This is a genomic window from Streptomyces afghaniensis, assembly GCF_044327915.1.
Taxonomy (GTDB): domain Bacteria; phylum Actinomycetota; class Actinomycetes; order Streptomycetales; family Streptomycetaceae; genus Streptomyces; species Streptomyces afghaniensis.
Genome location: NZ_JBIRGJ010000015.1, coordinates 22,082 through 46,264, shown reverse-complemented (window position 1 = coordinate 46,264; position 24,183 = coordinate 22,082). Strand labels below are relative to the sequence as shown.

The window sequence follows — 24,183 nt, the reverse complement described above, 5'->3', positions numbered from 1 at the left end:
GCACCGCTCGCCGCAGTGCTGACGGACTTCTACCTCAAGATTCAGGAGGAGAGCAGGGAGAGCCCGTACCCGTTGAAGGCACTCCGCCGGGTCCTCGAAGCGGACAGGTCACGTCGTAGCTGAGCAGGCCTCAGCGGTCTTTGCGGTTGGCGATGTAGTCAGTCCGGTTGCGCCTGACGAAGCTCCCGTTTTACTGGCGCAGAGCATCGCCAGTGCTGCCGCGAATGGCCAGCAGCACCAGGGATGAGGTCTGCTGCGTGACGTCGGCAGATTGGGGCCGTGGAACCTTGAGGACAGAGGTTGACGGCATGGTGGAGGGGGCGAACTCCGCGGCGCAGACCATGCCGCAGAAGCTGCAGACAAGGGGGCGGCATGCCGCCCGGCGGAAGAAGGACAAGGGCGGGCTGGTTCGTTCGTCTTTGTTGATGGCTGTTGGCACGGTGGTGTCACGGGCGACGGGACTGATCCGCCAAGTGCTGCAGGCCGCAGCGCTGGGAACAGGCTTGCTGGCGAGTACGTACAACAGGACGAACACGGGCCGACGAGCCTGTACACGCTGCTGATCGGTGGCGCGCTCAACGCCGTGCTGGTGCCGCAGCTGGTCCGAGCCAGGGCAACGCAGCCCGATGGCGGACGCGCTTACGAGCAGCGTCTGGTCACGCTCGTGGTCTGTGTACTGGGTGTGGGGACGGCGCTGGCGGTGTGGGCGGCGCCGCAGATCGTGGGCCTGTATATGCGGGACACCCGGGACAGTCATGAGGCGTTCGAGCTGACGGTGACGTTTGCGCGGTTCCTGTTGCCGCAGATCTTCCTTCTATGGGCTCTTCAGCATTTACGGGCAGGTGTTGAACGCCCGCGAGAAGTTCGGGTCGATGATGTGGACCCCGGTGTTGAACAATGTCGTGCTGGTCGGCATGTTCGCCGCCTATTTGGGGCTGATGACGGTTCCCGACCGGGTGGAGGACATCACCGCCGACCAGGTGCAGTTGTTGGGGATCGGGACGACGGCAGGCATCGCCGTGCAGGCCTTGGCGCTGCTCCCGTTCGCGCGGGCGGCCGGTTTCCGTTTCCACCCGCGGTTCGACTGGCGGGGCACCGGCTTGGGCAACAGCGTCCACGCGGCGAAGTGGACGCTGCTGTTCGTCTTGGCCAACCAGGTCGCCATGACGGTGGTCACGAACTACGCCAATGCCGCCGACCAGGAGCTGCCGCAGGCCGGTGCGGGCTACTCGGCCTACACCTACGCGCAGACCATCTGGATGCTGCCGCAGTCGATCGTGACGGTGTCCCTGGTGACGGCGTTGCTGCCGCGTATGAGCCGGGCCGTCGTTGGGGGGCGTATCCCGGATCTACGCGCGGACCTGTCCCGGGTGCTACGGGTCAGCGGCGTGGTCATCGTGCCCACCGCGTTCCTCTTCCTCGCTCTGGAGCCGCAGATCTCCACGCTGCTGTTCGCCCACGGGGCGGCGGACGCCGACTCGGTCCGACCGCTGGGGTACATGCTGCAGTCGTTCGGACTCGGGCTCATCCCGTTCTCCGCTCAGTACCTGCTGTTGCATGGCTTCTACGCCTTCGAGGACACGCGCACGCCGTTCTTCATGGCGGCTTGGATCGCGGGCGTGAACATCGCCCTGGCCACCGCGTGTCATTTGCTCCTGCCCGCCCGCTGGGCGGTCGTCGGGATGGCCGGCGCCTACACCCTCTCCTACGTGGCCGGTCTCGCACTCACCGCGCATCTGCTGCGCAGGAGGCTTGAGGGCCGCATCGACGACGGCGACCTGCGCCGCACTTACGTGAAACTGTTCTGCGCCGCGGGCTCGGCGGCTGGGCTGGGCTGCAGCGCCTGCGGGTGCGGGCCTGGGAAGTGGAACGTGGCCTACGGCCGTCGCGCTGGCTACTGGGGCGCTGGCAACAGTCGTGGGGTACCTCCTTCTCGCCCGGCTGATGAAGGTCAACGAGTTGCGTCGCCTGCCTGGGATGCGCTGAGTCCAGGCAGACGATGGATGCAGGCGTGCTTCATGGACGGTCCTGCGCGCGGCTGGCGATGTAGTCGAGCCAGTCCCGCTTGGTATATCCGGTCCAGCGAGTGGAGTTGCTGATGCTGGTGCCGGTGAAGTCGGCGAGGACAAGCGCCGGTCGAACTCCGGCAGCATCGCGTCACTGCGCGGCACCCGTTTCACCTCGCGGCGGCGCTTCTTCCTCGGGCGCGGCATCACCTGCCCAGGCGCCGGGCAGCCGGTCGGGGCGGTGCGGGTAGCGGGGGCCGGGACGCTGCGGGCGGGGCCGGCCGATCCGGCGGTAGGAGCGGGGGATGAGCACGAGCAGTTCCTCCAGTCGTCGGTAGACAGTGCTGAGCCCCGCCGACGTCGTGCTGGCGTCGCGGGGCACAGCGGGTGGTGCGGCTGAGTCATGCGGCGAGGCCGTGGGCCGTGCGCGTGGGGTGCTCACCGGGCTTGTCCGGCGCGGGCGTGGTGTGGCCCGGCCGGGGCGTGTCCGGCTGCTGCTCGGGGCCGCCGTGCAGGTGGGTGCCGATCAGGTAGCCGATCAGCAGCCCGGTGGCGCCGAAGACCTTGTGGCGGTTGACCTTCCACCAGGTCGGAGTCGGGGGCTCGGTGAGCACTCCTAATCCGTAGTCAAGGGCGTCCCGAGGGAGCGGAAGCTTCTGGGGATGTTCGAGTAGAGGCTGCGACGCCTACGGCGAACCGGGTCTGCTGAGACCTCCGCATAGAGCGGCGCGCGGTCCTCGTACTCATGGTCGTGGCAGTTGCGCGGGCGCCGGACGTATGCCTTTGAGCACGCCGGCCCGACGTACGCCTAGTCATAGAGAGGCAGCATCCGGCGTCTCCGCAGCTGCCACCGCTGGATCCACTGAGCGGCGTGGGGGCTGCGCGGGTGCCGAACGGATGTCTCTACCAACCCAGCCGGGCGACCTCCCGGCACGCGATGCCTCCCGAAAGATCGGCGCCGTCCAGCGCCGCCTGGCGTCAACACCCGCCGGAAGACCACTCGTTGGTGATGGTGGTCCGAGCCCGCTCCACGGTGACCTCTTGTGAAGCCCGAGCCAGACGAGCTCCCGCAGAGACCGAGGCCCGTGGGACGAGTTGGTGCCACGAACGGCTACTGAGGTGGCGGACCGGCCGCAGGGCTGAGTCCTGGGATTAGGTCGCTGCGTGGCGCACATGAGCTCGTGACCAGCAGGAACGGTACGTTGGAGGGGAAAGACTTGATCTACTGCGGCATCGACTGGGCCGAACGCACGCACGACGTCGCCCTGGTCGACGACAGCGGCCAGTTACTGGCCAAGCGGCACATCACCGACGACGCGGCCGGCTACAAGATCCTGCTGGACCTGCTCGCCGAACATGGCGACACCGAGGAGAACCCGATCCCCGTCGCGATCGAGACCTCCCGCGGCCTGGTCGTCGCCGTGCTGCGGACCGGCAAGCGGCAGGTGTTCGCAATCAACCCGATGGCCGCCGCCCGCTACCGCGACCGGCACTCCGTCTCCCGCAAGAAGTCCGACCCCGGAGACGCTCTGGTCCTGGCAAACATCCTGCGCACCGACATGCATGCCCACCGACCGCTGCCTCAGGACAGTGACCTGGCCCGCGCGGTCGCCGTCCTTGCCAGGGCTCAACAGGACGCAACGTGGAACCGGCAGCAGATCTCCAACCAGCTCCGGTCGCTGCTGCGGGAGTACTACCCATCCGCGCTGGCCGCCTTCGAGAGCTGGAAGAACGGCCTGTGCCGCCGGGAGGCGCACGAACTCCTCAAGGCGGCTCCGACACCGGCGCGGGCCTCGCGGCTGACGCGCACGCAGCTGCAGGCCGCCCTCAAGAGCGCCGGCCGCCAACGCGGCATCGAAGCCGAGGCCGAACGGCTCCGGGAGATCTTCCGCGCAGACTGGGCGCACCAGCCATCGCTGGTGGAGGACGCGCTCGGCAAACAGATGCTCGCGCTCCTGGTCCAGCTGGAGGCCGCCTGCACCGCTGCCGACAATCTGGCCGAGGCGGTGGAGGAAGCTTTCCCCCAGCACCCGGACGCTGAGATCATCCTCAGCTTCCCCAGCCTCGGCATCCAGCTCGGCGCCCGGGTGCTCGCCGAGACCGGAGACGACCGCAACCGGTTCGCCGACGCCCGCGGCCTGAAGGCATACGCCGGCGCCTCACCCATCACCCGGGCCTCCGGCAAGAAGTCGAGCATCACCCGCCGGTGGGTGAAGAACGACCGCCTCAACCACGCCGGCTACCTCTGCGCCCTCTCCGCGATCACCGCCTCACCCGGCGCCAAGGCCCACTACCGGCGCCGCCGCGACGACCACGGGGACTGGCACGCAGCCGCCCAGCGCAACCTCTTCAACCGCATGATGGGCCAGCTCTACCACTGCCTTCAGCACGGCCGCCGCTTCGATGAGGCCGTGGCCTTTCCCGTCCCACCTCTGCGGTCGCGCAGGTGGCCTGAACGCGGAGACCTCACACGAGTCCGGCGGCCTGCCGGAGCTTCGCCTGACCGGCAGAGTTGATCAGGCCCTCCGGCAGCATCGCCACCACACTCGCGTATTCCGCGAACACAGCCCTGCACCGCTCACGCTCAAGGTGATCGTTATCGCTGCCAAACCACAGCACCATGGCCTCGTTGCCCACCTCAACCGGCTCGGAGAACTCGGCGACCGTGATCAGACGTTCCAGCAACCCCGACCGCTCAGGAACCTGAGGGTCGCCTGCGAGACGAAGCAGAAACGGCAGGACTTCCGGCATGGCCGCGTTCATCTCGGCGATGCTGAACATGGTGTTGGTGAGCACACGCTGGGCCTCGGCCGCGGCAGCCCGATCGAGAAGGGCATGCAGCAGCACCGGGATCGCGGCGGGACACCCGGGAAACTCGGACCAGCGGACCTCCTCACACCCGTGGAGGGCAGGATGCCCACAGCCAGCATCAGCTGCCTGCGGGTACTCGTGGAGAAACCGAGCGATCGCCGCCTCCTTGGCGGCCAGGTCCATCCCGCACACCTGTCTGTCCCCCGTCCCGTCGCCATGAGCTTCAAGCTCCGCGTCAACCGCACTCTTGCGCGACCGGAGACGCGCACGCAAGCCAAGACGGCGAGCCGATGTGTTCGATTCCTCAGGCGCCCACAGTTGCTCGGCTTGACGAGTTAGGCGCCTGAGGTGTCTATGCGGTCAGAGCACTAGGCAGGTTCCAGTTCCGCCTTGGTGCTGGTCAATCCAGGACAGGCCACCGAGGTCGAGGGGCTGCGGGTACGGGTGACAGCCACATAGGCCAGACGGGCTTCACTGGCGTCGATGGTACGGGGCAATGTGTGGCCGGGGTCTGGTGGGCCTGTTTCCCGGGGTGGGGTGAAATCGTCGGCAATTTTCACACACGCCCATTCGCGCCCTTTGGCCTTGTGCGCGGTGGAGTCGGCTGACCTGAGCCTGTGTTTCGGGGACGAGCCGGGCTACGGCAGCGAGGATGGCGACCGGACCGTGGGTATCGACGAGATCGACGAACGGCTGCAGGTCTCGTCCAGCTGGGTCGTGGGCAGCGTAGTCCTGCAGTTCACCCCAAGTGGGGAAGAGGACCTGTTCGGGGTGAAGAGTGCGGCGGCCTTCTTTCAGGTCACGGACGGCTTGGGCGAGGGCGCGCAGGCTGTCTCCTCCTCCGACCAAGCCGACGTGGCATCCGGCGTCCATCAGGGCCATGACTTGAGTCATGGCGCCGACGTTGGTGCGGCACAGTACCGCGTCAGGCTGGGCGACGAAGCCGAGTTCTGTGGGTACGGTCTTGGCTCCGGTCAGGCGGATGGGGGCGTTGGCCAGGTCAAGCCAGCGTTTGGCTTCCGCGGCGAGCTGGGGTCCGAAGCGGCACGACTGCGAGAGGGTGAGCTGGGTGCCGTCGAAGTCCGTCATGACGTCTTTGGCTCCGCACCAGTGGTAGATGGCTTGGGCGGAGTCGCCGACCATGACGAGTTGGGCGTGGCTGCGCTGATTGAGGAAACTCTGTTCGACGACGGGATTGGTGTCCTGGGCCTCGTCCAGGAGCAGGAAGTCGGCGTCGCGGAGCAAGCGGCCCGGCCAGGGCGGCGGAGGCTGGCGGCGACGTGATGCGGTAACGCGGCATGACCGGCATCGCGGTGAGAAACGAGGCACGAATCCATCTGCGGCACCGCAGGCCAACGGCATGCAGCCACCGCAACAGCAGTGCGACCTCACAGCCGCGTGCCACAGGCCTCGCGGGACGTACGGACATTCCCCGGATTGAGGATCAGGTCCGCCACGGGCTCGGTGGGCGCCTTGCCCGGGTCCTCTATGTCGCGGTAGAGCGCGGCGGATCTAGGGCGCCATCCGCCCGTCTCCTTGACAGTGCTCCGGCCAAGGTGCCTGGCGCAGCGTCGTTCACCAGGCGGATTGGTTGCGATCACTGACTCAACCTACTTACTATTATGATCGTAATTTAATGGACCTGGGCCGCATCGGACCACGCCGTCCGTGCTCTGGTCATCTCCTCTCCACTTCACCGGGAACCTTCATGGACCTCTCCGCCAGCACCGCCCTTGTCACCGGAGCGAACCGGGGCTTCGGCCGGGCCCTCGCCGCCGAACTGCTCAGCCGCGGCGCCACCGTCTATGCCGGCGCCCGCAATCCCGACAAGGTCGACCTGCTCGGCGCCAAGCCGATCGCACTCGACATCACCGACCCCGCCTCCGTCGCGGCTGCCGCCGCGGCCACCGGCGACGTGACCATCCTGGTCAACAACGCGGGCTCCTCCACCGGCGCCGACCTGCTCACCGCGGACCTGGACGACATCCGCCTGGAGATGAACACCCACTACCTCGGCACCCTGACGGTGGCCCGCGCCTTCGCACCCCAGATCGCGGCCAACGGCGGCGGGGCCATGCTGAACGTCCTGTCCGGCCTGTCCTGGGTCAGCTTCCCGGAGTTCGGCGCCTACTGCGCCGCCAAATCCGCGGAGTGGTCGCTCACCAACACCCTGCGCCTGCAACTGGCCGACCACGGCATCCGCGTGGCCGGTCTGCATGTGGGCTACATGGACACCGACATGGTCCGTACCGTCGACGCGGCCAAGTCCGACCCGGCCGACATCGCGCGCATCGCTGTGGACGGCATCGCCGCCGGCTCCTACGAGATCCTCGCCGACAACGCCGCCCGCCAGGCCCAGGCAGCACTGTCCGGGGGCGTCTCGGTGCTCTACCCGCAGCTCCCCTGAGGAGCACCCACCCCCACGGGCCAACCGCCAGGCACGTCCGCCAAGGGAACGCCACGGCACAGCATCTACGGTTCGTCGGTCGGCCATGCGTTGAGCCCACACCATGCCGCGCAAGTGCAGGCGGGGCCGGCCCAGCCGATGCAGCTCCGAGTGACAAGTCGGCGACACCCGCACCCCACCAGGCGCAACAGCTCCGTGGTCGCCGGACGCGATCACGGCCACGCAAGCCCACCCCCTCAGGAAATGGAAACCACGCCATGAGCCAGCCCAGCACGATCCGCCTGGAGCGGACGACTCCGCGGACCGCGAGGATCACGTTCTCGAATCCTCCCGTGAACCTGGTGGTTCCCGAGTCGATCGTGACGCTGCACAAGATCGTCTCGGAGCTGGAGAACGACCCGGACATCCAGGTCGTCGTCTTCGCCAGCGAACTTCCCGACTTCTTCATCAACCACTTCGACGCCGCCGCGGCCGCCGACCTTCCCGTGCCCGAGCACGAGGACGACAACCCATTGTGGACCGACATGGTCCTGCGGCTGAGCAAGGCTCCGTTCGTCAGCATCGCGGCCATCCGGGGCCGTACCCGCGGCGCCGGCAACGAGCTGGCCCTGGCCTGCGACCTGCGCTACGCCAGCCGCGAGAAGGCGTTCTTCGGCCAGCCCGAGGTCGGCCTCGGCCTCGTCCCCGGCGGAGGGGGAGCCGAGCGATTGCCCCGTTCGATCGGCCGCGACCGGGCGCTCGAGGCCATCCTCGGCAGTGCCGACTACGACGCCGACCTGGCCGAACGCTGGGGATGGGTCACCCGCACCCTGCCCGACGCCGAACTCGACGCCTTCGTCGACGCGACCGTCGCCCGCCTCGCCTCCTTCGACCGGCAGGCACTGGCGACCGCCAAGTCCCAGGTCAACCGGGCGACACTGCCGCCGGACGCCCACCTGGTCGCCTCCTTCGGCGAGTTCGCGGGCACCCTGACGCAGCCGGGATTCGCCGCGCGTGCGGTCGGGCTCGGTGCACTGGCCGCCGAAAAGGGCCTCGACGTCGAGTACCAGCTGGGCGAGTACATCGGCCGGGTGAACGAAGCCCTCTGATCACCCCGGACGACCGCAGCGCCCCACAGGGGGCCCGTAGGCGCCGCAACGCCCCGGGCAGCTTCCATCCCCCACCCATCAGGGTTCCCACGGCGGCCGGGCACGTCTCAACGGCAGCCCGGTCGCCGGCTCTCCCGGAGGGCCCCGCCGCACCCGCCGGGGTCCGAACACGGAAAACGTGACGGCCAATGCCCCACCGTCGTCACGTGCAAGTGGACCGACCGTTCTCGCGTCCGGTGCCGTGACTTCGCCGACGGCACATGAACAGCTCTCGGCAGCCGCGCAGACCATCCTTTGAGAGGGTTTCTGCTGCGATGCCGCACCAACGGCTCGAAATCGCAGGCTTTTGCGTCAGTGTCTGACTCTCGGGCGGTCGGCCCTGCGTCGGTCGGCGGCGGTCAGGCTTCTGGGCCCAGTGCTGCCGGCTGATCGCTGTTGTCGTGCGCCAGCGAGGCGAGAATCTCCTTGCGGCAGGCATCGAGGATTTCGTCCGCCAGCGGAGAATCGTCCGGGCACGCCCGCGACAGCATGATCGCTCCGACCGAATGGGCGAGCATGTCGATCACCATGGTGCGGGCCGCGCGTTGGTTCGCGTCCCCCGGCGTGTCGCTTGGGGCCTGAAGGGCCGTCAGCAGGTTCTCGATCCCGGCTGCGAACTCTGTTTTGATGTCCGCCGGCTGGCGTGCGGCATCGCCGCTGAGGGCCGCGATGGTGCAGCCGTCGCCGCGCCCGTCGCGATGTTCCCGGGAGACGTAGCTCTCGACGAACTCGGCGGGATCCAGGCCTTCTGTCCGTGCCGCGGTCTGCGAGAGCCCGCTCGCGGACGCTTCGGCCATCAGGTCGGCCTTGGAGCGGAAGTGCTTGTAGAACCCGCCATGGGTGAACCCGGCGGCTGCCATCAGTTCCGCCACGCCGACAGCGTCATAGCCGCGCTCGCGGAACAGCCTGGCAGCTGTCGCGACGATGTGCGCACGGTTCTGTTCCGCCTGGGCCCTGGTGACCCGCATGTCCAGCTCCCTTCCACGGTCGACGCTCGACGGTCAAGCATACATAGATGTCGATCGACATCTATGAGGTTGACTTTTTAAATTACGACCGTCATCGTATTGCTCACCCCCTCCTGAAAGGCTCAGGCCGTGAGTGACACGCATGTGACCGCACCGACCCAGTACATCGAGGTGGACGGTGAACGGTTCGCCTACCGCCGCTGGGGCAAGCCCTCCGGCGTCCCGATCCTCCTCGTCCAGCACTTCCGCGGGGGAATGGACAACTGGGACCCCCTGCTCACCGACGGCCTGGCCGAAGGCCGTGAGGTCATCCTGTTCAACGGGCGCGGTATCGCCTCGTCATCCGGCACGCCGCGCAACCGGGTCGAGGACATGGCCGACGACATCGCCGCCGTCATCCGGGCGCTGGGGCTGGAGAAGGTCGATCTGCTCGGCTTCTCGCTCGGCGGTTACCAGGCACAGGAGGTCACGCTGCGCCACCCCCAGCTGGTGCGCAAGCTCCTCCTGCTCGGCACCGGCCTCCGCGGCGGGGACCCGACGATGGACCCCAAGGTGCCCGAGGTGGCGCTGAACCCGGTCCCCACCCTGGAGGACTTCCTCTTCCTGTTCTTCGGCCGCTCGGAGGCCGCGGTCGAAGCGGGCCGGGCCTTCTGGGAGCGACGTCACCAGCGGGCCGACCAGGACCCGCCGAGCTCGCCCGCAGTCGCCCAGGCGCAGTTCGAAGCGTCCATGGCCTATGCGGAGCCGCTGCCGGGCGAGAACCCCTACGCCTACCTGAACGCGATCACCCAGCCGACGCTGGTCCTCAACGGCGAGAACGACGTGATGATCACCTCGATCAACTCCTGGCACCTCGCCCAGAACATCCCCGACGCCCAACTGCTGATCTACCCCGACGCCGGGCACGGAGCGCAGTTCCAGTATCCCGAGCGGTTCCTGCAGCACGCCCTTCAGTTCCTCGACGAGTAGGCGGCTGCGCGCGAACGGCACGTCCCCGGTCGGCGGTCGCCCCGGGCATTCCTGCGCCGCCCACCACCAGTAAAGCATTACATACGTAATTTAATTTGCCATGCTCATGGCGGATGCCTCATCGGATTCACATGCCTCATCGGATACACCGCCCGGAAGGCAGGTCTGCCGGATGTCCGCCACCAACAACCTGAGGAATCACGCATGCTCGACAGCCTGTGGACCCCGACCGTCGCCGGAAAGATCTCCCTGCCGCACCGGCTGGCCATGGCCCCCCTGACCCGCAGCCGGGCCACCCCGGACGGCGTGCCGACCGAGCTGAACGCCGAGTACTACGCCCAGCGCGCCTCGCACGCCCTCATCATCACCGAGGGAACCCAGCCCTCCGCCGACGGCCAGGGCTACCCGGTGACCCCGGGCATCTACACCGACGAGCACATCGCCGGCTGGCGCAAGGTCACCGACGCCGTGCACAAGGCCGACGGGCGCATCGTCATCCAGCTCATGCACGCCGGGCGCATCTCCCACCCGGACAACACCCCGCACCACCGGCAGCCGGTGGCTCCCTCCGCGATCAAGCCGCAGGGCCTCACCTTCACCGGCTCCGGGATGCAGGAGATGCCGGTACCGCGCGCACTGTCCACCGAGGAGGTCGCCGCGACGGTCGACGACTTCCGGCGCGCCGCCGCGGCCGCCATCACGGCCGGCGCCGACGGCGTCGAGATCCACGGCGCCAACGGCTACCTGGTCAACCAGTTCCTCTTCCCCAGCGCCAACCAGCGCACCGACCAGTACGGCGGCTCCCTCGACAACCGCATCCGCTTCGCCGTCGAGGTCGCCACCGCCGTGGCCGACGAGATCGGCGCCGGCCGCACCGGCATCCGCATCTCCCCCGGCAACCCCTTCCAGCTCAACGACCTCGTGGAGAACGACCCTCACGAGCTCTACCCGCACCTGGTGCGCGCCCTCGCGCCCCTGGACCTCGCCTACCTGCACATCGGCCACGGCGGCGACGAGGAACTCCTGGGCACACTGCGCGAGCTGTGGCCCAACACGCTGCTCCTCAACCGCGCCGGCACCGACATCGCCACCCGCGCCAAGGACATCGAGAACGGCATCGCCGACGTCATCACGGTCGGCTCCATGGCCCTCGCCAACCCCGACCTGGTCGAGCGCGTACGTGCCGGCGCACCCCTGAACACCCCCGACCCCGCCACTTTCTACGGCGGCGGCGCGGCCGGCTACACCGACTACCCCACCTACGCCGCCTGACCCAAGCGCCCGGCGCCCGAGGCAATCGCCTTCCTCGGGCGCTTCGGCGTACGCACGCCACAGCCAGGCGGGGGTGAACATGTGCTCGCGACGCGAGCGGTATGCCGTCGAGTGACCACGAGGTCCCGCCCCGCGGCTTTGAATCCGGACTCGCCGCACCGGACGTGGACCCGGCCCCGTCCCATGACTGAAGACGAGGCATCCGCATGACCGCGTACGAACTCGCCGACAAGGTCGTCCTCATCACCGGCGGCACCGGCGGACTCGGCAGCGCCACCGCCGGAACCCTCCTCTCCCGCGGCGCCCGGGTCGGCATCGTGGATCTGCGTCCGGACACGCCGGAGATCGCAGCCCGCAGCTCGTCGTCCAACGTCGTCGGGTTCACCGCGGACGTCTGCGACCGCAGCGCGCTCGACGATGCCGTGGCCCACCTGTGTGAGCGGTTCGGGCGGGTCGACATCGCGATCGCGAACGCCGGCATCATGGGGCAGGGCTCCACACTTCGTGCCACGCCCGCACCCGCGATCGACAAGGTGCTGGCCGTGAGCATCAACGGAGTCGTCAACACCGTCAACGCGGCGATGGAGCAGATCATCGCCAACCAGGGCCAGGTCGTCCTGATCAGTTCGGTCTTCGCCTTCCTCAACGGCGTGGGGGCCATTCCCTACTCCATGAGCAAGGCCGCGGTCGAGCAGCTCGGGCGCGGACTGCGCGTGGAACTCACCCTCCACGGCGCCTCCGCCACCACCGCCTACTTCTCTCTGATCCAGACGGACATGATCAGAAACGGCGTCGACGCGGATCCCGCGATCACTGAGATGCCCCCAGGACATCGCCGCGGCCGCTGCTCAAGCGCCTGCAGCCGGACCAGGCCGCCGAAGCCGTCGTGCAGACCATCGAACACCGTTCACCCCGCCTGATCCGGCTGGCTCGCTGGGCCCCGCTGTCCGTGCTGAGGGCGGCCATGTCGGCAGCCTTACCGTCTTCGACATCTTCCGCTTCCAGGACGGGAGGATCGCCGAGCACGAGGACGTCCTCCAGGAGGTGCCGACCGCCACCGACAGCGAAGACGTGTGCGCCACGCTCAGCCATCCGCAGACCTCGTCGCCGGGACAACGGTGGCTCACCTCGTACAACAAGCAACTGGTCACCGCCTACGTCGACCAGCTGCCGTTCCGCAAAGACTTGACCGCCGTCGATGCGTACGTGGGCTCGGAGTACCACAGCCCCTGCACCGCGGCGCCGGATACGCGCGGGCGGGCAGTCGTCGGCCTCTTCCGGGTGCGGGACCAGAAGACCGTCGAGCACTGGCTCGCCGGACAGAACGTGCCGGAGGCCTCCGCCAACGACAACACGATGTTCTGACGCCACAGACCCACCCAGCCGCGTGAGCGCTGCACCGGGGACCGGGTACCGGGTGATCTCCCCGAGCTGGGTCCGTGCGCGATGCCATCGCATCCGGACACACCCCAGGTTCGGCCGCCTGATTGCGCGGCCTGCGCGATCGGGAGCTCCGGCGTGCCCTCGAACGCGAAGTACGCCTTCGCGTCCGAGTCGGCGAGGTGGTAGGCGATCTCGCGGGACCGCAGCAGCACGTTCAGCGGCACGACCGCGGCGCCGGCCTTGAGGATGCCGAAGTAGACGCTGGAGAACTAGGGCAAGTTGGGGCAGGACAACGCGACCTTGTCGCCCGGCTGGATCCCGCGCGAGGCGAGCAGGTTCGCGACACGGTTGGCGGCGGTGAGGGCGGCGTATGTGATGCGGTCGTCACCGGAGACGATCGCGGTGCGCTCCGGGTGTCGGGACGCGGTCTCCGTCAGCAGTCGTGACATGTTGCGGCTCGGGCTGAGCATCATTGCTCCTGATCTGCGGGTGGGGGCGGTCGAGCCGGGCAACGGACGAGGCCGCCACGTGGGCCCAGGGCCTGCCGTCCGATGGGCGGCAGATCGGTCCCACCATCACCTGTCGACCGTAATATTACATGCGTCAGATCACAGATTAGGATGGAACACGACGCAATGGCCGGCGGAGTTGAGGGAGGAACCCTGTGGCGCGCTACACCAAGGAGCACAAGCAGGTGACGCGGCAACGGATCATCGAGCGGGCCGGCCACCGGTTCAAGCAGGACGGCATCGACGGCTCCGGCATCTCCACGCTGATGTCGGACGCCGGACTCACCAACGGAGCCTTCTACGCCCACTTCGAATCCAAGGACGACCTCGTCGCCAACGTCGTCGCCGAGCAGCTGCGCACGCAGGTCGAGCAGTACAGCACGCTGCGGCCCGGCCGCGAGGGACTCGAAGACCTCATCCGCGCGTATCTGTCACCCGAGCACCGGGACAACCCCGGCGACGGCTGCCCGTCCGCAGCCCTGCTCGACGAGATCGGCCGCTGCGGCGACGCGACCAAGGACGCCTACACCGACGGCGCCAAAGCCATCGTGGACGAGATCGCCGCCCGCCTGAATCCGGAGGATCCGCAGTCCGCCCGCGGTCAGGCCATCGGGCTCTACGCCATGGCCGTGGGAACGCTGCAGCTGTCCCGCGCGCTCTCCGACCGGAAGTTCTCCGACGAGGTCCTCGAGCAGGGAGTCGAGAACGTCCTCGCCTTGGCGCGGTGCCGGTCGATACCGGCTGGGTGACCACCTGGCAAGAGCCAGGATGCCGGCGCTGTGCACCCGCGTTTCCGCCGTCAGCGTGAGCGGGTGGTCCCTGGGGGAAACTGCAATCTCGGAAGCGACACCGACGCGGCGCTCCCCCGTTCGTACCGCCGATGGCGCGCCTCGGCGGCGTATGGCCGAGAAGCGAACAGGTCAGTTACGCCGAACAGGTGACGAGAGCCGTGGGCGCCCGCCGGGCGTCACGGCTCTGAGTCAAACGTCCTCGGCCCGTACGCAGACCGCACCGCGGCCCTACGGCCGGCCGAAGAACTCGAGAGCCATCGGCACGAACTGCTCGTGGTACTGGAAGATGCCGCCGTGGCCGCCGTCGGGGTAGATCACCAGCTCAGCATTGGGCAGCCGCCGGGCCAGGTCGTGCGAGTTCGACGTCGGAACCATCCTGTCGTTGTCGCCGTTGGCGACGAGTACGGGCTGCTGGATGCGGGAGAGATCCTGCGGCTTTGCCAGCCCCCAGCGGTGGATGGCCTTGAGCTGGGAGAAGTAGGAGGTGAGGCGGATCGCCTTGTCCCGGTCCTCGGTGCGCTCCTTCAGGCGGGCCAGGAACTCCTTGCCGGCCCGAATCCCGTTCGGGGTGCGGGTGAAGAAGAGGAACTGCTTCACGTCCTGAAGGGTGAGCAGTGCCCGGAGGGTGTCGTAGTGCGAGATCCGGGTCACGTTCTTGATGCCCTCGCCGCCGGCCGGACCGGTGCCCGCGAGGATCAGCCTGCGGATGAGCTGCGGGTCGGTCTCGGCGATCACCTGGGCGATCATGGCGCCCATCGAGAAGCTGAGGACGTCGACCTGTTCGAACCCCAGCGCCCGGATGAAAGTGACGGCGTCCTTGGCCATCTCCTCGATGGTCTTCGGCGTCTCGCCGCTGGACGCGCCCACGCCCCTGTTGTCGAACGTGATCACCCGGTGCTTGGCGGCGATTCCGTCGACGACCCGGGGGTCCCAGTTGTCCAGGACCGCGGCGAGGTGGGTGATGAAGATGACCGGCATGCCGGTCCGGGGGCCGAGGTCGCGGTAGGCGAAGGTCACTCCATCGGCGGTGACGGTGCGGGTCTGCGCGTTCTTGTACGACGTCACCACGTCGCCTCGTGTTTCGCGTGCGTTCATGGTCGTGCCCTTCGATGTGAGGATTACCGCCACTGTGCGCCGACCTCTGCTTCCTCGCAGGTGGGCGCAGAGCGGTTCCCGGGTCTCCCGGCTGCGGCCGCAGCCCGGGGTCGGCGGTCAGAGGAGGCCCAGGAAGCGGGAAACCCCTTGGATCAGGTCCCTGAACAACCCGTCGACCATTGAAGTATGACCATAATTCCATCAGGGTGCAAGTGGGCGGGCCGAACGGAATGCACAGCGGCGGAATCACGGGTTCCCCGGGCGTCGGGGTGCACCAGCACAGCGAACCACCAGGGCAGAGCGGCTCACCTACGCCGGCGGCCACGAGACGCTGGTCGTGACCGGCAAGTCGTGGCGGTCCGGCCCCGGACCGGGGACAGCCGACGATCTGTACGACGGTTTCAGGACTTCGATGCCCGGCGTGAGGACGACGCCTGGCTGCGCCCCCGATTTCAGGACGAGGACTGGGCCGGAGTGCACACCGTGGACCACGACGACGCCCGCCTCAGCCCCGCCCCCCCCCGGCCACCGGTACGGCGCAACTCCCGCCTGCACCCGCAGCGGACCTGGTGCAGCGCTTGCGGCGCTCGTCGGCAACACCGCAGGCCTGACCGCGGAAGGCCGCTCCATGGCGCTGGAGCTCATGGGACGTCAGATCGCACTCCTCGACGCCCTCCGGAAGCTCGACCGGCCCTTCGTCGTCCTGGTCCAGGGCAAGCCCTCGACCCTGCCCGCCCGGGCACTCGGCGCCGACGCCATCGTCCAGGCCTTCACCCCGGGGATGCAGGCCGTCGGGCGGTCGCCGAGCTCTTGCTCGGGCGCACCGAGCCGAGCGGGCGGCCGCCGGTCCACTACCAACCAGGGCCGGGGGCGGCACGACTACAGCTGCGCCGATCTGACACAGGATCCGCCGTTCGCCTTCGGCGAGGGCCTCAGCTGCACAGCGGTGCACGACTCGGACCCGACGATCCAGAATCCGTTGTCACGTCCACGGGGCGCTGCGGGCCCCGGTGACGCTGACCAGGGCGGGCCGCTGTCCGGCACGGGAGACTGTGCAGGCGTATGCCCGCGACCGCGTCACGAGCGTGACGTGGACCGATCGCGAAGTGAAGGCCTTCACCCAGGGCGGCGTCGAGCCGGGCGAATGGGTCGAGGTGATGACCTCGTTCTCGCCGGTGCCTGCACCGTCGTCGTCGCTCGGGACGCCGCGTCGTCGGACCGGGTGAGTTCGATCTCCTGCTCGGCAGCAGCTCACGCATCGAGGACCTCCGCGCCGCCGCCTTCACCGTCGACCACCTGCGCGGAGCGAGCGCTACGGCATCCTCTGGACGGGCCCGGCAACGCGGTGATGCCCGAAGCGTGTGATCGTTTCACTGTGAGCGCGTGGGACGGGACGCTTCACGGTCTCTTCGCGAGACCCGGCACCGAGACAAAATTGCGTGCCGCCGGGAGTCCAGGTCGCCGGACACCGCCGACGACGGGAGCAGACCCGCGGACCCCTGTCCGCAGGACAGGCGCGGGGGGACGGCGGCGGACGACCAGTAATGCGTGCCGCCTGTCGTGTCGAGGAGCGCTACGAGGTCACGTCGCCGGTACGCACCGACTGCCCAGGCTCGGCGGTGATGACGGCCGGAGCCGTGCAAGGGCCGCCTCACGGCTGTGAGGCGGCCCTTGCACGGTGACTGACCGGCCGCCGCCCGGGGGGTCGGGATCGGCGGCGCGGTCGGCGTCTTCAGGCGGCGAGGAAGTCGGCCACCTGCTTGGTGAAGGCCTTGGCGTGCTGGAAGAGGAAGGCGTGGCCGGCGTCGCCGTAGAGGAGGAGCGTGGCGTCGGCCAGGTGCTGGACGGCGACGTAGGACGCGTGGGCGGGGACCATCACGTCGTGCAGACCGTTGGCGTACAGGACGGGGTGCTTGATGGACTCCAGTTCGGCCCGTACCTCGTCGAAGGGGGCTGCCAGGAGCTGGCCGATCGCGGCGAGCATGCCCTGCGCCGCCGTCTCGGAGACCGCGGGGCCGCCGGCGGCGAGCCGGGTCGCGACGTGGGCGAAGTGCTCGTGCCCTGAGGCGCGGGCCGCGTCCGTCTCCGGGTAGAACAGGTACAGCATGTCCTCCTGGTCGGCGTCGGGCTTGGCCATGATGCCCAGGACCTTCTCGCTCGCCTCCGGCGCACCGGGCACCCAGCCGGTCGGGCCGCTGCCCGCCACGATGATCTTGCGCACCAGCTCCGGGCGACGCGCGGCCAGGCGCTGGGCCACAAAACCCCCCAGCGACCAGCCGAGCACGTCGGCCCGCGCGAGGCCGAGGGCCTCGATGAACTCGGCGGCGCCCTCGGCGAATCCGTCGAGGGAGTCGCGCGGCTCGCCGGTGGTGTAGCCGACGCCGACGTTGTCGAACACGATCACGTCGTGGTCGGCGGCCAGGTAGTCCAGGAACTCCGGGTCCCACCAGTCGATGGTCGCCCGGAAACGCTGCAGCAGGACCAGGGGGACACCGCCCTGCGGACCCATGCGCCGGTAGGTGAAGGTCGCGGAGGGCCCCTCCACGGTGAGGTTCTCGGCCTTGTCTGCCAGATAGGTGCTCATGACGTCCTTCTCTTGTGGGCGGGTGCTCGTCATGTCTCGCGGGTCTGCTCACGCAGCACACCAAGACATGCCGGGTCTGCGGGGTCGCTGCCCTCGGCCGGCGCCCCATGCGGCGAGCCAGGGTTGTGGATCAGGCCGACGATCTGCTCGGATCGCTCGGTCACGGCTCGCTCCGATCACCCCGGAATCCACCGCGCCGAGCCGCAGAACAATTAAATTATGCTCATAATACTAAGCAGGACGACTCGGGCGCGCAAGGGGGTTCCCATGGTGAGCGGAGCCCGCGGCCCGGCCGCGGAACCGCCTGCGGGCCGGCGGCGCAAGCGGTCCGGCGCGGCGGGGGCCGAGGGGCGGCGGTGCCGCACCGGCCGCGAGGGCACCGGAATCCGGGATGATTGAATTACGTTCACAATACAATACGTTGGAGGAGCCGGCGGAGGGCGAGCCCACCCGGCGCGCAGAGGAGTGTGCGGTGCGATACAGGCAAGAGCACAAGCAGGCCACCAGGCGGAGGATCATCGAGACGGCGGGCCGCCGCTTCAAGGAGGACGGCATCGACGGCTCGGGCATCACAGCGCTCATGAAGGACGCCGGGCTGACCAACGGCGCCTTCTACACCCACTTCACATCCAAGGACAACCTCGTGGCCACCACGATCGCCGACCAGTTGCAGGCCCAGAACGCGAGCATCGTCGCGCACGCACAACCGGGCCGCGCCGGCCTCGAACAGATCGTGCGCTGGTACCTGTCCCCCTGGCACCGCGACAGCCGTGACGTCGGCTGCCCCTCCGCCGCCCTGCTCGACGAGATAGGGCGCTGCACACACCCGACCAAGCAGGCTTACACCGAGGGCGTACTGGTGGTCGCCGACGGCATCGCCGCCCGCCTGGCGCCCGACGACCCGCTTTCGGTCCGCCCCATGGCACTCAGCTCCTACGCCATGATGGCCGGCACACTCCAGCTCTCGCGGGCCCTCGCCGACCCGCAGCTCGCCGACCAAGTTCTGGATCAGGGCATCCACAACGCCCTTGCGCTCCTGGGCATCGAGCACGAAGGGGACACCAGGACGGCACACTGACCGGCGTACACACCGACACCGCGGAGCGCCCTGCGCACCGCCCACCCCGCGCCAACCCCTCACCTGCGGCGCGACACCCCTACGGGAAAAGGCGTCCACTCGACACCCGGAGCCTGCACGCGGCCCCGTCCACCCCCTACGCCCAGGCACGACATCGCGGGCGTCGTCTGCCGCGAGGACCAGCCGACCGGTCCGGGTTTCGTGGACTTCGCCGCCGACCGTGAGGGTGCGACCATGACCGTCCTCGCCCCGTCGGCATTTCGGTGCGCCACACCCGTACGGACGCGCCTTCCCGCAGGGGCCCGAAGCCGTCTCGGCGTTGAGCTTCTCAAATGCCTCCGAGAACCCCCGCCCCGGATCGCGCCGCACCAAAGGATCAGGGCCCTCGGAAGCTCGAGGGCGCGAAGCCGTCCGAGCCCCAACGGGCCCTGTTGCCGCTGCGGCGAGCATCCCCCTACATGTTGATCATGTGGCCGGCCAGGCCGTGGACGGCTTCCTTGACTGCTTCGCCGAGGGTGGGGTGGGCGTGGACGTTGCGGGCGACCTCGTGGACCGTGAGGTCCCACTGCTGGGCCAGGGTCAGCTCGGGCAGGAGTTCGGTGACGTCGGGGCCGATGAGGTGACCGCCGAGGAGCTCGCCGTACTTGGCGTCGCTGATCAGCTTCACGAACCCGCTCGCGTCGCCCAGGCCATGGGCCTTGGCGTTCGCGGTGAACGGGAACTTGGCGACCTGGACGTCGAAGCCCTTCTCCCGTGCCTGCGCCTCGGTGTAGCCAAAGCTGGCGATCTGGGGCTGGCAGAAGGTGGCTCGCGGGATCATCGCGTAGTCCAGCTCCATGGTCTCCGCGTCCGCGATCGTCTCGGCCGCGACCACGCCCATGGCTTCGGCGGCGTGCGCGAGCATCAGCTTCGCGGTGACGTCGCCGATGGCGTAGATGTGCGGCACGGAGGTGCGGCAGCGGCCGTCGACGTCGATCGCGCCGCGCTCGGTGACACGCACGCCGGTGTTCTCCAGGCCGTATCCCGTGACGTTCGGCGCGAAGCCGATCGCCTGGAGGACCTTGTCGGCCTGAAGGACCTGCTGGGTTCCGTCCTTGCCGGTGACCGTGACCCGGACCTGCGGACCGGACTCGTCGATCGACTCGACGCGGGTCGAGGTGAGCACGTCGATGCCCAACCTCCGGTACTGCTTGGCCAGTTCCGCGGAGACCTCGGCGTCCTCCAGCGGGGCGACACGGTCGAGGAACTCGACGATCGTCACCTTCACGCCGTAGTTGTGCAGCACGTACGCGAACTCGACACCGATCGCGCCGGCGCCCGCGATGACGATCGACTGCGGCAGGTCCTCGGCGAGGATCTGCTCCTCGTACGTGACGACGCGCGAGGTACGGCGGGTGCCGGGCAGCAGCTTGGGGGTCGCGCCGGCGGCGATGACGCAGTGGTCGAAGCCGATGGTGCGGGTGTTGCCGTCGAAGTCGGCCACCTGGAGCGTGTGCGGGTCGACGAACGTGCCGCGACCGCTGATCTCCGTGATCTTGTTCTTCTTCATCAGGTAGTGGACGCCCTTTACTCGGCCGTCCGCGACCTTCCGGCTGCGGCGGAAGGCCTCCCCGTAGTCGAAGGAGACCTCACCCTCGACCTTGATGCCGAAGGTCTTCGCCTCGCGCGTGAAGATGTGCGCGAGCTCGGCGTTGCGCAGCAGGGCCTTGGTGGGGATACAGCCCACGTTCAGGCAGACGCCGCCCCAGTACTTCTCCTCGACGACCGCGACGCTCTTGCCCAGTTGGGCGGCCCGGATGGCGGCAACGTATCCGCCGGGGCCCGCGCCGAGTACGACTACGTCGAAGTGCTCACCCTGCTCGTCCATGGACGGCTTCCTTTCCGCCTGGGCGGCCCGCCCCCGCGAGGGCGGACGCGCTCCCGATCGAACCATCTGTTCATCACACGCCGGCGGCATCCGCCGCCGCCCGCCGCGAGGAACCGGTGGAGGCGACCGTATCCATCTCGGCAGCGGCTTCAGCGCCGCGGCGCGGCGATCTATGCCCGCCCAGTCATCATCGACGGCGGGCCGACGCCCCGTCGGCTTCGTGTACTCCGGCCTCGGCGGCACCGAGCCTGAGAGTGTCGAGGCCGAAGGCGGCGACCGGGCCGTGCGCACCGGGCTTGAGGACGGCATCCGGCTGAGCCGCGTGGACGGCGCCCCATGCCAGGAGGGATCCCGTCATCTCGTACGGATCGGGTCCGGTGAGCGCCGTCGTGGCCAGGGGGCGGCCGTGGCCGTCGCGAGCGACGGCGATCACCAGGGAACGCCCGTCGGGGTCCGGCTCGCGCTGGGATCCCGGGAGCCGCTCGGACCACCGCTCCAGGGCGGCCCGCACCTTCGCCGAGCGAAGCAGGGGTGCCTGGATCGTGGCGGCGATCTGCACCGGGCGCGTCCACCGTCCGAACCACCCGAGGCCCACCTCGACGCTCTCCAACTGGGGGAAGACCTCCGGCAGTCCGAGATGCTCCGTGCCCGGGACGGTCATGGCCGCACGTTTCACGCCGCCGTAGTGGAAGGTACGCACCCGCTTGCCTACGCGCTCGTCGACCACACGGGCGGTTTCCCAGGGGCGCGGGCTGCGGTAGGCGAACCCGTCCTCGGCCGCCGCGGCGACCAGCGTCTGACGTGTGCCTCCCGTGGTCAGGGTGTACGCGTCGCGCAGGGTGCTCCGGTAGAGCAGTTCGTCCCCGTGTCCGGAGCGGGTGATGAAGTAGCCGGCCTCCACGTGGCGTGCCCGCTCGCCCGCCCGCGTCAGGGCGAGCGCGCCGGCGAGGTTGCCCGGCACGTAGTCGTAGCCGAACGCGGGGACGAGGGTCGCTCCCCGGACGGCCGCGACGGCGTCCAGCTCAAGCAGGACGCGGCGGGCGAAGGTCCCCTCCCCTGTCGAGTCGAAGTAGTGGGCCCCCGCCCTCGCGGCAGCCGTGACCGCGGCCATACCGAGCCGCATGAACGGGCCGATCGTGGAGACGACGACATCGCTGGGCTCCAGGAGGCGCGTGAGGTCGGCCGTCGAGGTGACGTCGACCTCGGCCACCGGCAGGTCCGCCTCGAAGCTGTCGGCCAGGGCCAGCATCCTGGTCCGGCTCCGCCCGACCAAGGTCGGCTTCTCGCCTCGTGCGAGCAGTTCCCGGAGTACGCGCTGCCCTGTGTACCCCGTCGCACCCAGCAACACGATCCTGCGCTTTTCCACGGCTCCGCCTGCCTTCCGGAGGGCACTGTCACGACTCCACTGACCCTAGGTCATTCACTGACCTCGGGTCATTGAATATACGATGGTGCGCATGCGAGGGCCAAACCGACGCCAGATGTATGCGGAGCAGACCCGGGCGGACCTGGTGACGGCCGCACGGAAACTGTTCGTGGACAACGGGTTCGCCAACACGTCGGTCGAGGCCATCACCGGGGCGGCGCGGGTGAGCAAGGGCACCTTCTACAGCCACTTCCCGGACAAGAAGGCGATGTTCGCCGAGCTCTACACGGAGCTGCTTGAGCAGGTCGGCACCCTGAGCGACTCGACATGCGAGGCGATCCGTGCGACAAGGCCGAACCAGCCCGCCATGACCGCGGTCGCCGACCTCACGCACGCCTTCCTGCGGCGGACCATCGACGACCCCCTGCACCGGGAGCTGATGGCCCAGGCGCCCTCGGTCCTGGGAGGGCAGTACCGGCACATCAACGACACTGTCGCCCAGCCGCCGATCGAACGGCTGCTGACCGTTCTGGCCGAACGCGGTGAACTGCAACCAGACGTTCCCGTCGCCACTGTCGCCCGGCTGCTGCTGGCCGGCCTGTGCGAGGGCAACCAGATCATCGCCGCTTCGGCGGACCGGGAGGAAGCCCTGACCAGGACATTCCATGCACTCACCCTGCTGATGTCGGGCCTGGCGGCCGACAACATCAGCGCCCGCGGTTGACCTGAACCGAGGCCTGACGGGCGGCGTCGGCGTATGACGACCCGCCTCGGCCGCGGTGGCCTGTCGTCAGCGTGCCGCCTCGTCCGCGAACCCTGGCCGACCGCATGGGCCGCCGGAGGAACATCACGTTCTTCGCGGCGAGGTGCCGCATGGTCGCGCCGGCATCCCGGTATTCGTAGGCTTCCTCAGCGGCAGTCTCGGCATGGGCGCAAGCATCGGCCTGTGCGCAGGAAGCTCTTACGGCATCGCCGTCCTCCCCGAGACCTCACACAGGGAACCCGACACCCCAAGCGCTGACCGCTAAACAGCCCTTCCGTCAGCCAGGAAAGGCCGCAGATGCGCCAGCAGCGCTGTCGGCTGCTCCTCCGGGATGAAATGGCCGCACTCCGCAATCTCGGCACCGGTGACGTCGTCCGCGTACTCGCGCCAGATTTCCAGCGTCGGCAGGCGGGAAGGCAGCCCCACGGAACCCCACAGCGCCAGTACCGGCATCGTGAGACGACGACCCTCGGCGGCGTCGATGTCGTCGAGGGCGACGTCCTGCTCCATGGCGCGGTAGTCGTCGAAACTCGCGCGCAGGGCACCCGGACGGGAGAACGCCCGGACGTAGGCGTCGACTGCTTCGGATGTCAGACCGTGGCGGTTGTAGGTCCACCGCTCGAAGAAGTACTCGAGATATCCGCGGATGTCGCGTCCCACGAGGCGCTCTGGAAGGTCGGGTTGCATCTGGAACAGCCAGTGCCAGTACCCGGAGGCGAGGGAGGCATCCAAGCGACGGAACATCTCCCGGGTGGGCACGATGTCGAGTACGGCCAGCCGCTCCACCTGCTCCGGGCGATCCAGCGCCCAACGGTGCGCCACACGGGCGCCGCGGTCGTGCCCCACGACCGCGGCCTTCTCGAAGCCGAGCGCTTCAACGAGACCGGCGATGTCGGCAGCCATGCGCCACTTGTCATAACCCGCCGTGGGCTTGTCGCTCAGGCCGTAGCCGCGCAGGTCGGGCGCCACAACAGTGTGGTCGGCCGCGAGATCCGCCAGCACCGGCCGCCAGCAGTCGGAGGTCTGCGGCCAGCCGTGGAGCAGCACGAGCAGGGGGCCGGATCCCGCCCGGACGTAGTGCAGGCGGACCCCGTCCACCTGCTTCACCCCGGTCGTCGCTGTCGGCTGTCCCATCAATGCGCCTCCTCGGCATGACTAACCGTCTTAGACGGTTAAGCTAACGTGCA

At 68.8% G+C, this 24,183-nt stretch carries 20 protein-coding genes and 4 pseudogenes; 12 read left to right on the top strand and 12 right to left on the bottom strand.

Annotated features, from left to right (window positions below):
- Nucleotides 1-308: 308 nt before the first annotated feature.
- Nucleotides 309-1,986 (top strand): annotated as a pseudogene (gene murJ, locus ACH4G3_RS41695) (murein biosynthesis integral membrane protein MurJ).
- Between the two features lie 171 nt (nucleotides 1,987-2,157).
- Here murJ and ACH4G3_RS41690 read toward each other — a convergent pair.
- Nucleotides 2,158-2,319, bottom strand: coding sequence for a hypothetical protein (locus ACH4G3_RS41690; protein WP_397629375.1), 162 nt, complete (start codon nucleotides 2,317-2,319; stop codon nucleotides 2,158-2,160).
- Nucleotides 2,320-2,407: 88 nt separating this feature from the next.
- Entirely contained in the window at nucleotides 2,408-2,620 is a 213-nt protein-coding gene (locus ACH4G3_RS41685) for a hypothetical protein (protein ID WP_397629374.1), read from the bottom strand.
- A gap of 603 nt (nucleotides 2,621-3,223) precedes the next feature.
- On the opposite strand from ACH4G3_RS41685, the pseudogene ACH4G3_RS41680 reads away from it, so the two are divergent.
- Nucleotides 3,224-4,426, top strand: a pseudogene (locus ACH4G3_RS41680) (IS110 family transposase); the annotation flags it as partial.
- 46 nt (nucleotides 4,427-4,472) lie between these two features.
- Here ACH4G3_RS41680 and ACH4G3_RS41675 read toward each other — a convergent pair.
- A complete protein-coding gene (locus ACH4G3_RS41675) occupies nucleotides 4,473-5,000 on the bottom strand; it encodes a hypothetical protein (protein ID WP_397629373.1) in 528 nt (175 codons plus the stop codon).
- Nucleotides 5,001-5,177: 177 nt separating this feature from the next.
- Nucleotides 5,178-6,053, bottom strand: a pseudogene (locus ACH4G3_RS41670) (UvrD-helicase domain-containing protein); the annotation flags it as partial.
- Between the two features lie 472 nt (nucleotides 6,054-6,525).
- On the opposite strand from ACH4G3_RS41670, the gene ACH4G3_RS41665 reads away from it, so the two are divergent.
- Together ACH4G3_RS41665 and ACH4G3_RS41660 are read left to right on the top strand one after the other, a co-directional pair.
- Nucleotides 6,526-7,224, top strand: coding sequence for an SDR family oxidoreductase (locus ACH4G3_RS41665; protein WP_397629372.1), 699 nt, complete (start codon nucleotides 6,526-6,528; stop codon nucleotides 7,222-7,224).
- 257 nt (nucleotides 7,225-7,481) lie between these two features.
- Nucleotides 7,482-8,312, top strand: coding sequence for an enoyl-CoA hydratase/isomerase family protein (locus ACH4G3_RS41660; RefSeq protein ID WP_397629371.1), 831 nt, complete (start codon nucleotides 7,482-7,484; stop codon nucleotides 8,310-8,312).
- 398 nt (nucleotides 8,313-8,710) lie between these two features.
- Here the strand turns inward: ACH4G3_RS41660 and ACH4G3_RS41655 are convergent, their stop codons facing one another.
- Complete coding sequence (locus ACH4G3_RS41655; protein ID WP_397629370.1) at nucleotides 8,711-9,319, bottom strand: TetR/AcrR family transcriptional regulator; 609 nt, start codon at nucleotides 9,317-9,319, stop codon at nucleotides 8,711-8,713.
- Nucleotides 9,320-9,448: 129 nt separating this feature from the next.
- Here ACH4G3_RS41655 and ACH4G3_RS41650 point away from each other — a divergent pair, with 129 nt between their 5' ends.
- From ACH4G3_RS41650 to ACH4G3_RS41635, 4 genes are all read left to right on the top strand, one after another.
- Nucleotides 9,449-10,288: an alpha/beta fold hydrolase gene (locus tag ACH4G3_RS41650; RefSeq protein ID WP_397629369.1), complete on the top strand. Its 840-nt coding sequence runs from the start codon at nucleotides 9,449-9,451 to the stop codon at nucleotides 10,286-10,288.
- Between the two features lie 204 nt (nucleotides 10,289-10,492).
- A complete protein-coding gene (locus ACH4G3_RS41645; protein ID WP_397629368.1) occupies nucleotides 10,493-11,560 on the top strand; it encodes an alkene reductase in 1,068 nt (355 codons plus the stop codon).
- Between the two features lie 206 nt (nucleotides 11,561-11,766).
- Entirely contained in the window at nucleotides 11,767-12,480 is a 714-nt protein-coding gene (locus ACH4G3_RS41640) for an SDR family NAD(P)-dependent oxidoreductase (protein ID WP_397629367.1), read from the top strand.
- A gap of 124 nt (nucleotides 12,481-12,604) precedes the next feature.
- Nucleotides 12,605-12,925, top strand: a complete 321-nt coding sequence (locus ACH4G3_RS41635) for a nuclear transport factor 2 family protein (RefSeq protein ID WP_397629379.1) — start codon at nucleotides 12,605-12,607, stop codon at nucleotides 12,923-12,925.
- A gap of 209 nt (nucleotides 12,926-13,134) precedes the next feature.
- Here ACH4G3_RS41635 and ACH4G3_RS41630 read toward each other — a convergent pair.
- A pseudogene (locus ACH4G3_RS41630) lies at nucleotides 13,135-13,392 on the bottom strand (AMP-binding protein); the annotation flags it as partial.
- A 215-nt stretch (nucleotides 13,393-13,607) separates the two neighbouring features.
- Between ACH4G3_RS41630 and ACH4G3_RS41625 the strand changes: the two are divergent.
- Complete coding sequence (locus tag ACH4G3_RS41625) at nucleotides 13,608-14,201, top strand: TetR/AcrR family transcriptional regulator (protein WP_397629366.1); 594 nt, start codon at nucleotides 13,608-13,610, stop codon at nucleotides 14,199-14,201.
- 270 nt (nucleotides 14,202-14,471) lie between these two features.
- Here the strand turns inward: ACH4G3_RS41625 and ACH4G3_RS41620 are convergent, their stop codons facing one another.
- Entirely contained in the window at nucleotides 14,472-15,338 is an 867-nt protein-coding gene (locus ACH4G3_RS41620; protein ID WP_397629365.1) for an alpha/beta fold hydrolase, read from the bottom strand.
- Nucleotides 15,339-16,423: 1,085 nt separating this feature from the next.
- On the opposite strand from ACH4G3_RS41620, the gene ACH4G3_RS41615 reads away from it, so the two are divergent.
- Nucleotides 16,424-16,564, top strand: coding sequence for a hypothetical protein (locus tag ACH4G3_RS41615; RefSeq protein WP_397629364.1), 141 nt, complete (start codon nucleotides 16,424-16,426; stop codon nucleotides 16,562-16,564).
- A 506-nt stretch (nucleotides 16,565-17,070) separates the two neighbouring features.
- Here ACH4G3_RS41615 and ACH4G3_RS41610 read toward each other — a convergent pair.
- A complete protein-coding gene (locus ACH4G3_RS41610) occupies nucleotides 17,071-17,922 on the bottom strand; it encodes an alpha/beta fold hydrolase (protein ID WP_397629363.1) in 852 nt (283 codons plus the stop codon).
- Nucleotides 17,923-17,951: 29 nt separating this feature from the next.
- The gene (locus ACH4G3_RS41605) at nucleotides 17,952-18,086 is read right to left on the bottom strand and encodes a hypothetical protein (RefSeq protein WP_397629362.1); all 135 of its coding nucleotides are present in this window, start codon (nucleotides 18,084-18,086) and stop codon (nucleotides 17,952-17,954) included.
- 308 nt (nucleotides 18,087-18,394) lie between these two features.
- Here ACH4G3_RS41605 and ACH4G3_RS41600 point away from each other — a divergent pair, with 308 nt between their 5' ends.
- Nucleotides 18,395-19,000: a TetR/AcrR family transcriptional regulator gene (locus ACH4G3_RS41600; protein WP_397629361.1), complete on the top strand. Its 606-nt coding sequence runs from the start codon at nucleotides 18,395-18,397 to the stop codon at nucleotides 18,998-19,000.
- A gap of 454 nt (nucleotides 19,001-19,454) precedes the next feature.
- On the opposite strand, the gene lpdA is transcribed toward ACH4G3_RS41600, so the two are convergent.
- Together lpdA and ACH4G3_RS41590 are read right to left on the bottom strand one after the other, a co-directional pair.
- Nucleotides 19,455-20,867 carry a dihydrolipoyl dehydrogenase gene (lpdA, locus tag ACH4G3_RS41595; protein ID WP_397629360.1) on the bottom strand — a complete coding sequence of 471 codons (1,413 nt, stop codon included), beginning with the start codon at nucleotides 20,865-20,867 and terminating at the stop codon, nucleotides 19,455-19,457.
- A 187-nt stretch (nucleotides 20,868-21,054) separates the two neighbouring features.
- Nucleotides 21,055-22,233, bottom strand: coding sequence for a saccharopine dehydrogenase NADP-binding domain-containing protein (locus tag ACH4G3_RS41590; protein ID WP_397629359.1), 1,179 nt, complete (start codon nucleotides 22,231-22,233; stop codon nucleotides 21,055-21,057).
- A gap of 91 nt (nucleotides 22,234-22,324) precedes the next feature.
- On the opposite strand from ACH4G3_RS41590, the gene ACH4G3_RS41585 reads away from it, so the two are divergent.
- Nucleotides 22,325-22,957: a TetR/AcrR family transcriptional regulator gene (locus ACH4G3_RS41585; RefSeq protein WP_397629358.1), complete on the top strand. Its 633-nt coding sequence runs from the start codon at nucleotides 22,325-22,327 to the stop codon at nucleotides 22,955-22,957.
- A 300-nt stretch (nucleotides 22,958-23,257) separates the two neighbouring features.
- On the opposite strand, the gene ACH4G3_RS41580 is transcribed toward ACH4G3_RS41585, so the two are convergent.
- Nucleotides 23,258-24,130 (bottom strand): alpha/beta fold hydrolase, encoded by an 873-nt coding sequence (locus ACH4G3_RS41580; RefSeq protein WP_397629377.1) that lies wholly within the window; start codon nucleotides 24,128-24,130, stop codon nucleotides 23,258-23,260.
- Between the last annotated feature and the right edge of the window lie 53 nt (nucleotides 24,131-24,183).

What these genes read in the sequence shown, in the direction of transcription:
- ACH4G3_RS41675 (WP_397629373.1), bottom strand. Translation starts at nt 5,000, where the DNA reads ATGGACCTGGCCGCCAAGGAGGCGGCGATCGCTCGGTTTCTCCACGAG.
- ACH4G3_RS41665 (WP_397629372.1), top strand. Translation starts at nt 6,526, where the DNA reads ATGGACCTCTCCGCCAGCACCGCCCTTGTCACCGGAGCGAACCGGGGC.
- ACH4G3_RS41660 (WP_397629371.1), top strand. Translation starts at nt 7,482, where the DNA reads ATGAGCCAGCCCAGCACGATCCGCCTGGAGCGGACGACTCCGCGGACC.
- ACH4G3_RS41655 (WP_397629370.1), bottom strand. Translation starts at nt 9,319, where the DNA reads ATGCGGGTCACCAGGGCCCAGGCGGAACAGAACCGTGCGCACATCGTC.
- ACH4G3_RS41645 (WP_397629368.1), top strand. Translation starts at nt 10,493, where the DNA reads ATGCTCGACAGCCTGTGGACCCCGACCGTCGCCGGAAAGATCTCCCTG.
- ACH4G3_RS41640 (WP_397629367.1), top strand. Translation starts at nt 11,767, where the DNA reads ATGACCGCGTACGAACTCGCCGACAAGGTCGTCCTCATCACCGGCGGC.
- ACH4G3_RS41620 (WP_397629365.1), bottom strand. Translation starts at nt 15,338, where the DNA reads ATGAACGCACGCGAAACACGAGGCGACGTGGTGACGTCGTACAAGAAC.
- ACH4G3_RS41610 (WP_397629363.1), bottom strand. Translation starts at nt 17,922, where the DNA reads ATGAGCACCTATCTGGCAGACAAGGCCGAGAACCTCACCGTGGAGGGG.
- lpdA (WP_397629360.1), bottom strand. Translation starts at nt 20,867, where the DNA reads ATGGACGAGCAGGGTGAGCACTTCGACGTAGTCGTACTCGGCGCGGGC.
- ACH4G3_RS41585 (WP_397629358.1), top strand. Translation starts at nt 22,325, where the DNA reads ATGCGAGGGCCAAACCGACGCCAGATGTATGCGGAGCAGACCCGGGCG.
- ACH4G3_RS41580 (WP_397629377.1), bottom strand. Translation starts at nt 24,130, where the DNA reads ATGGGACAGCCGACAGCGACGACCGGGGTGAAGCAGGTGGACGGGGTC.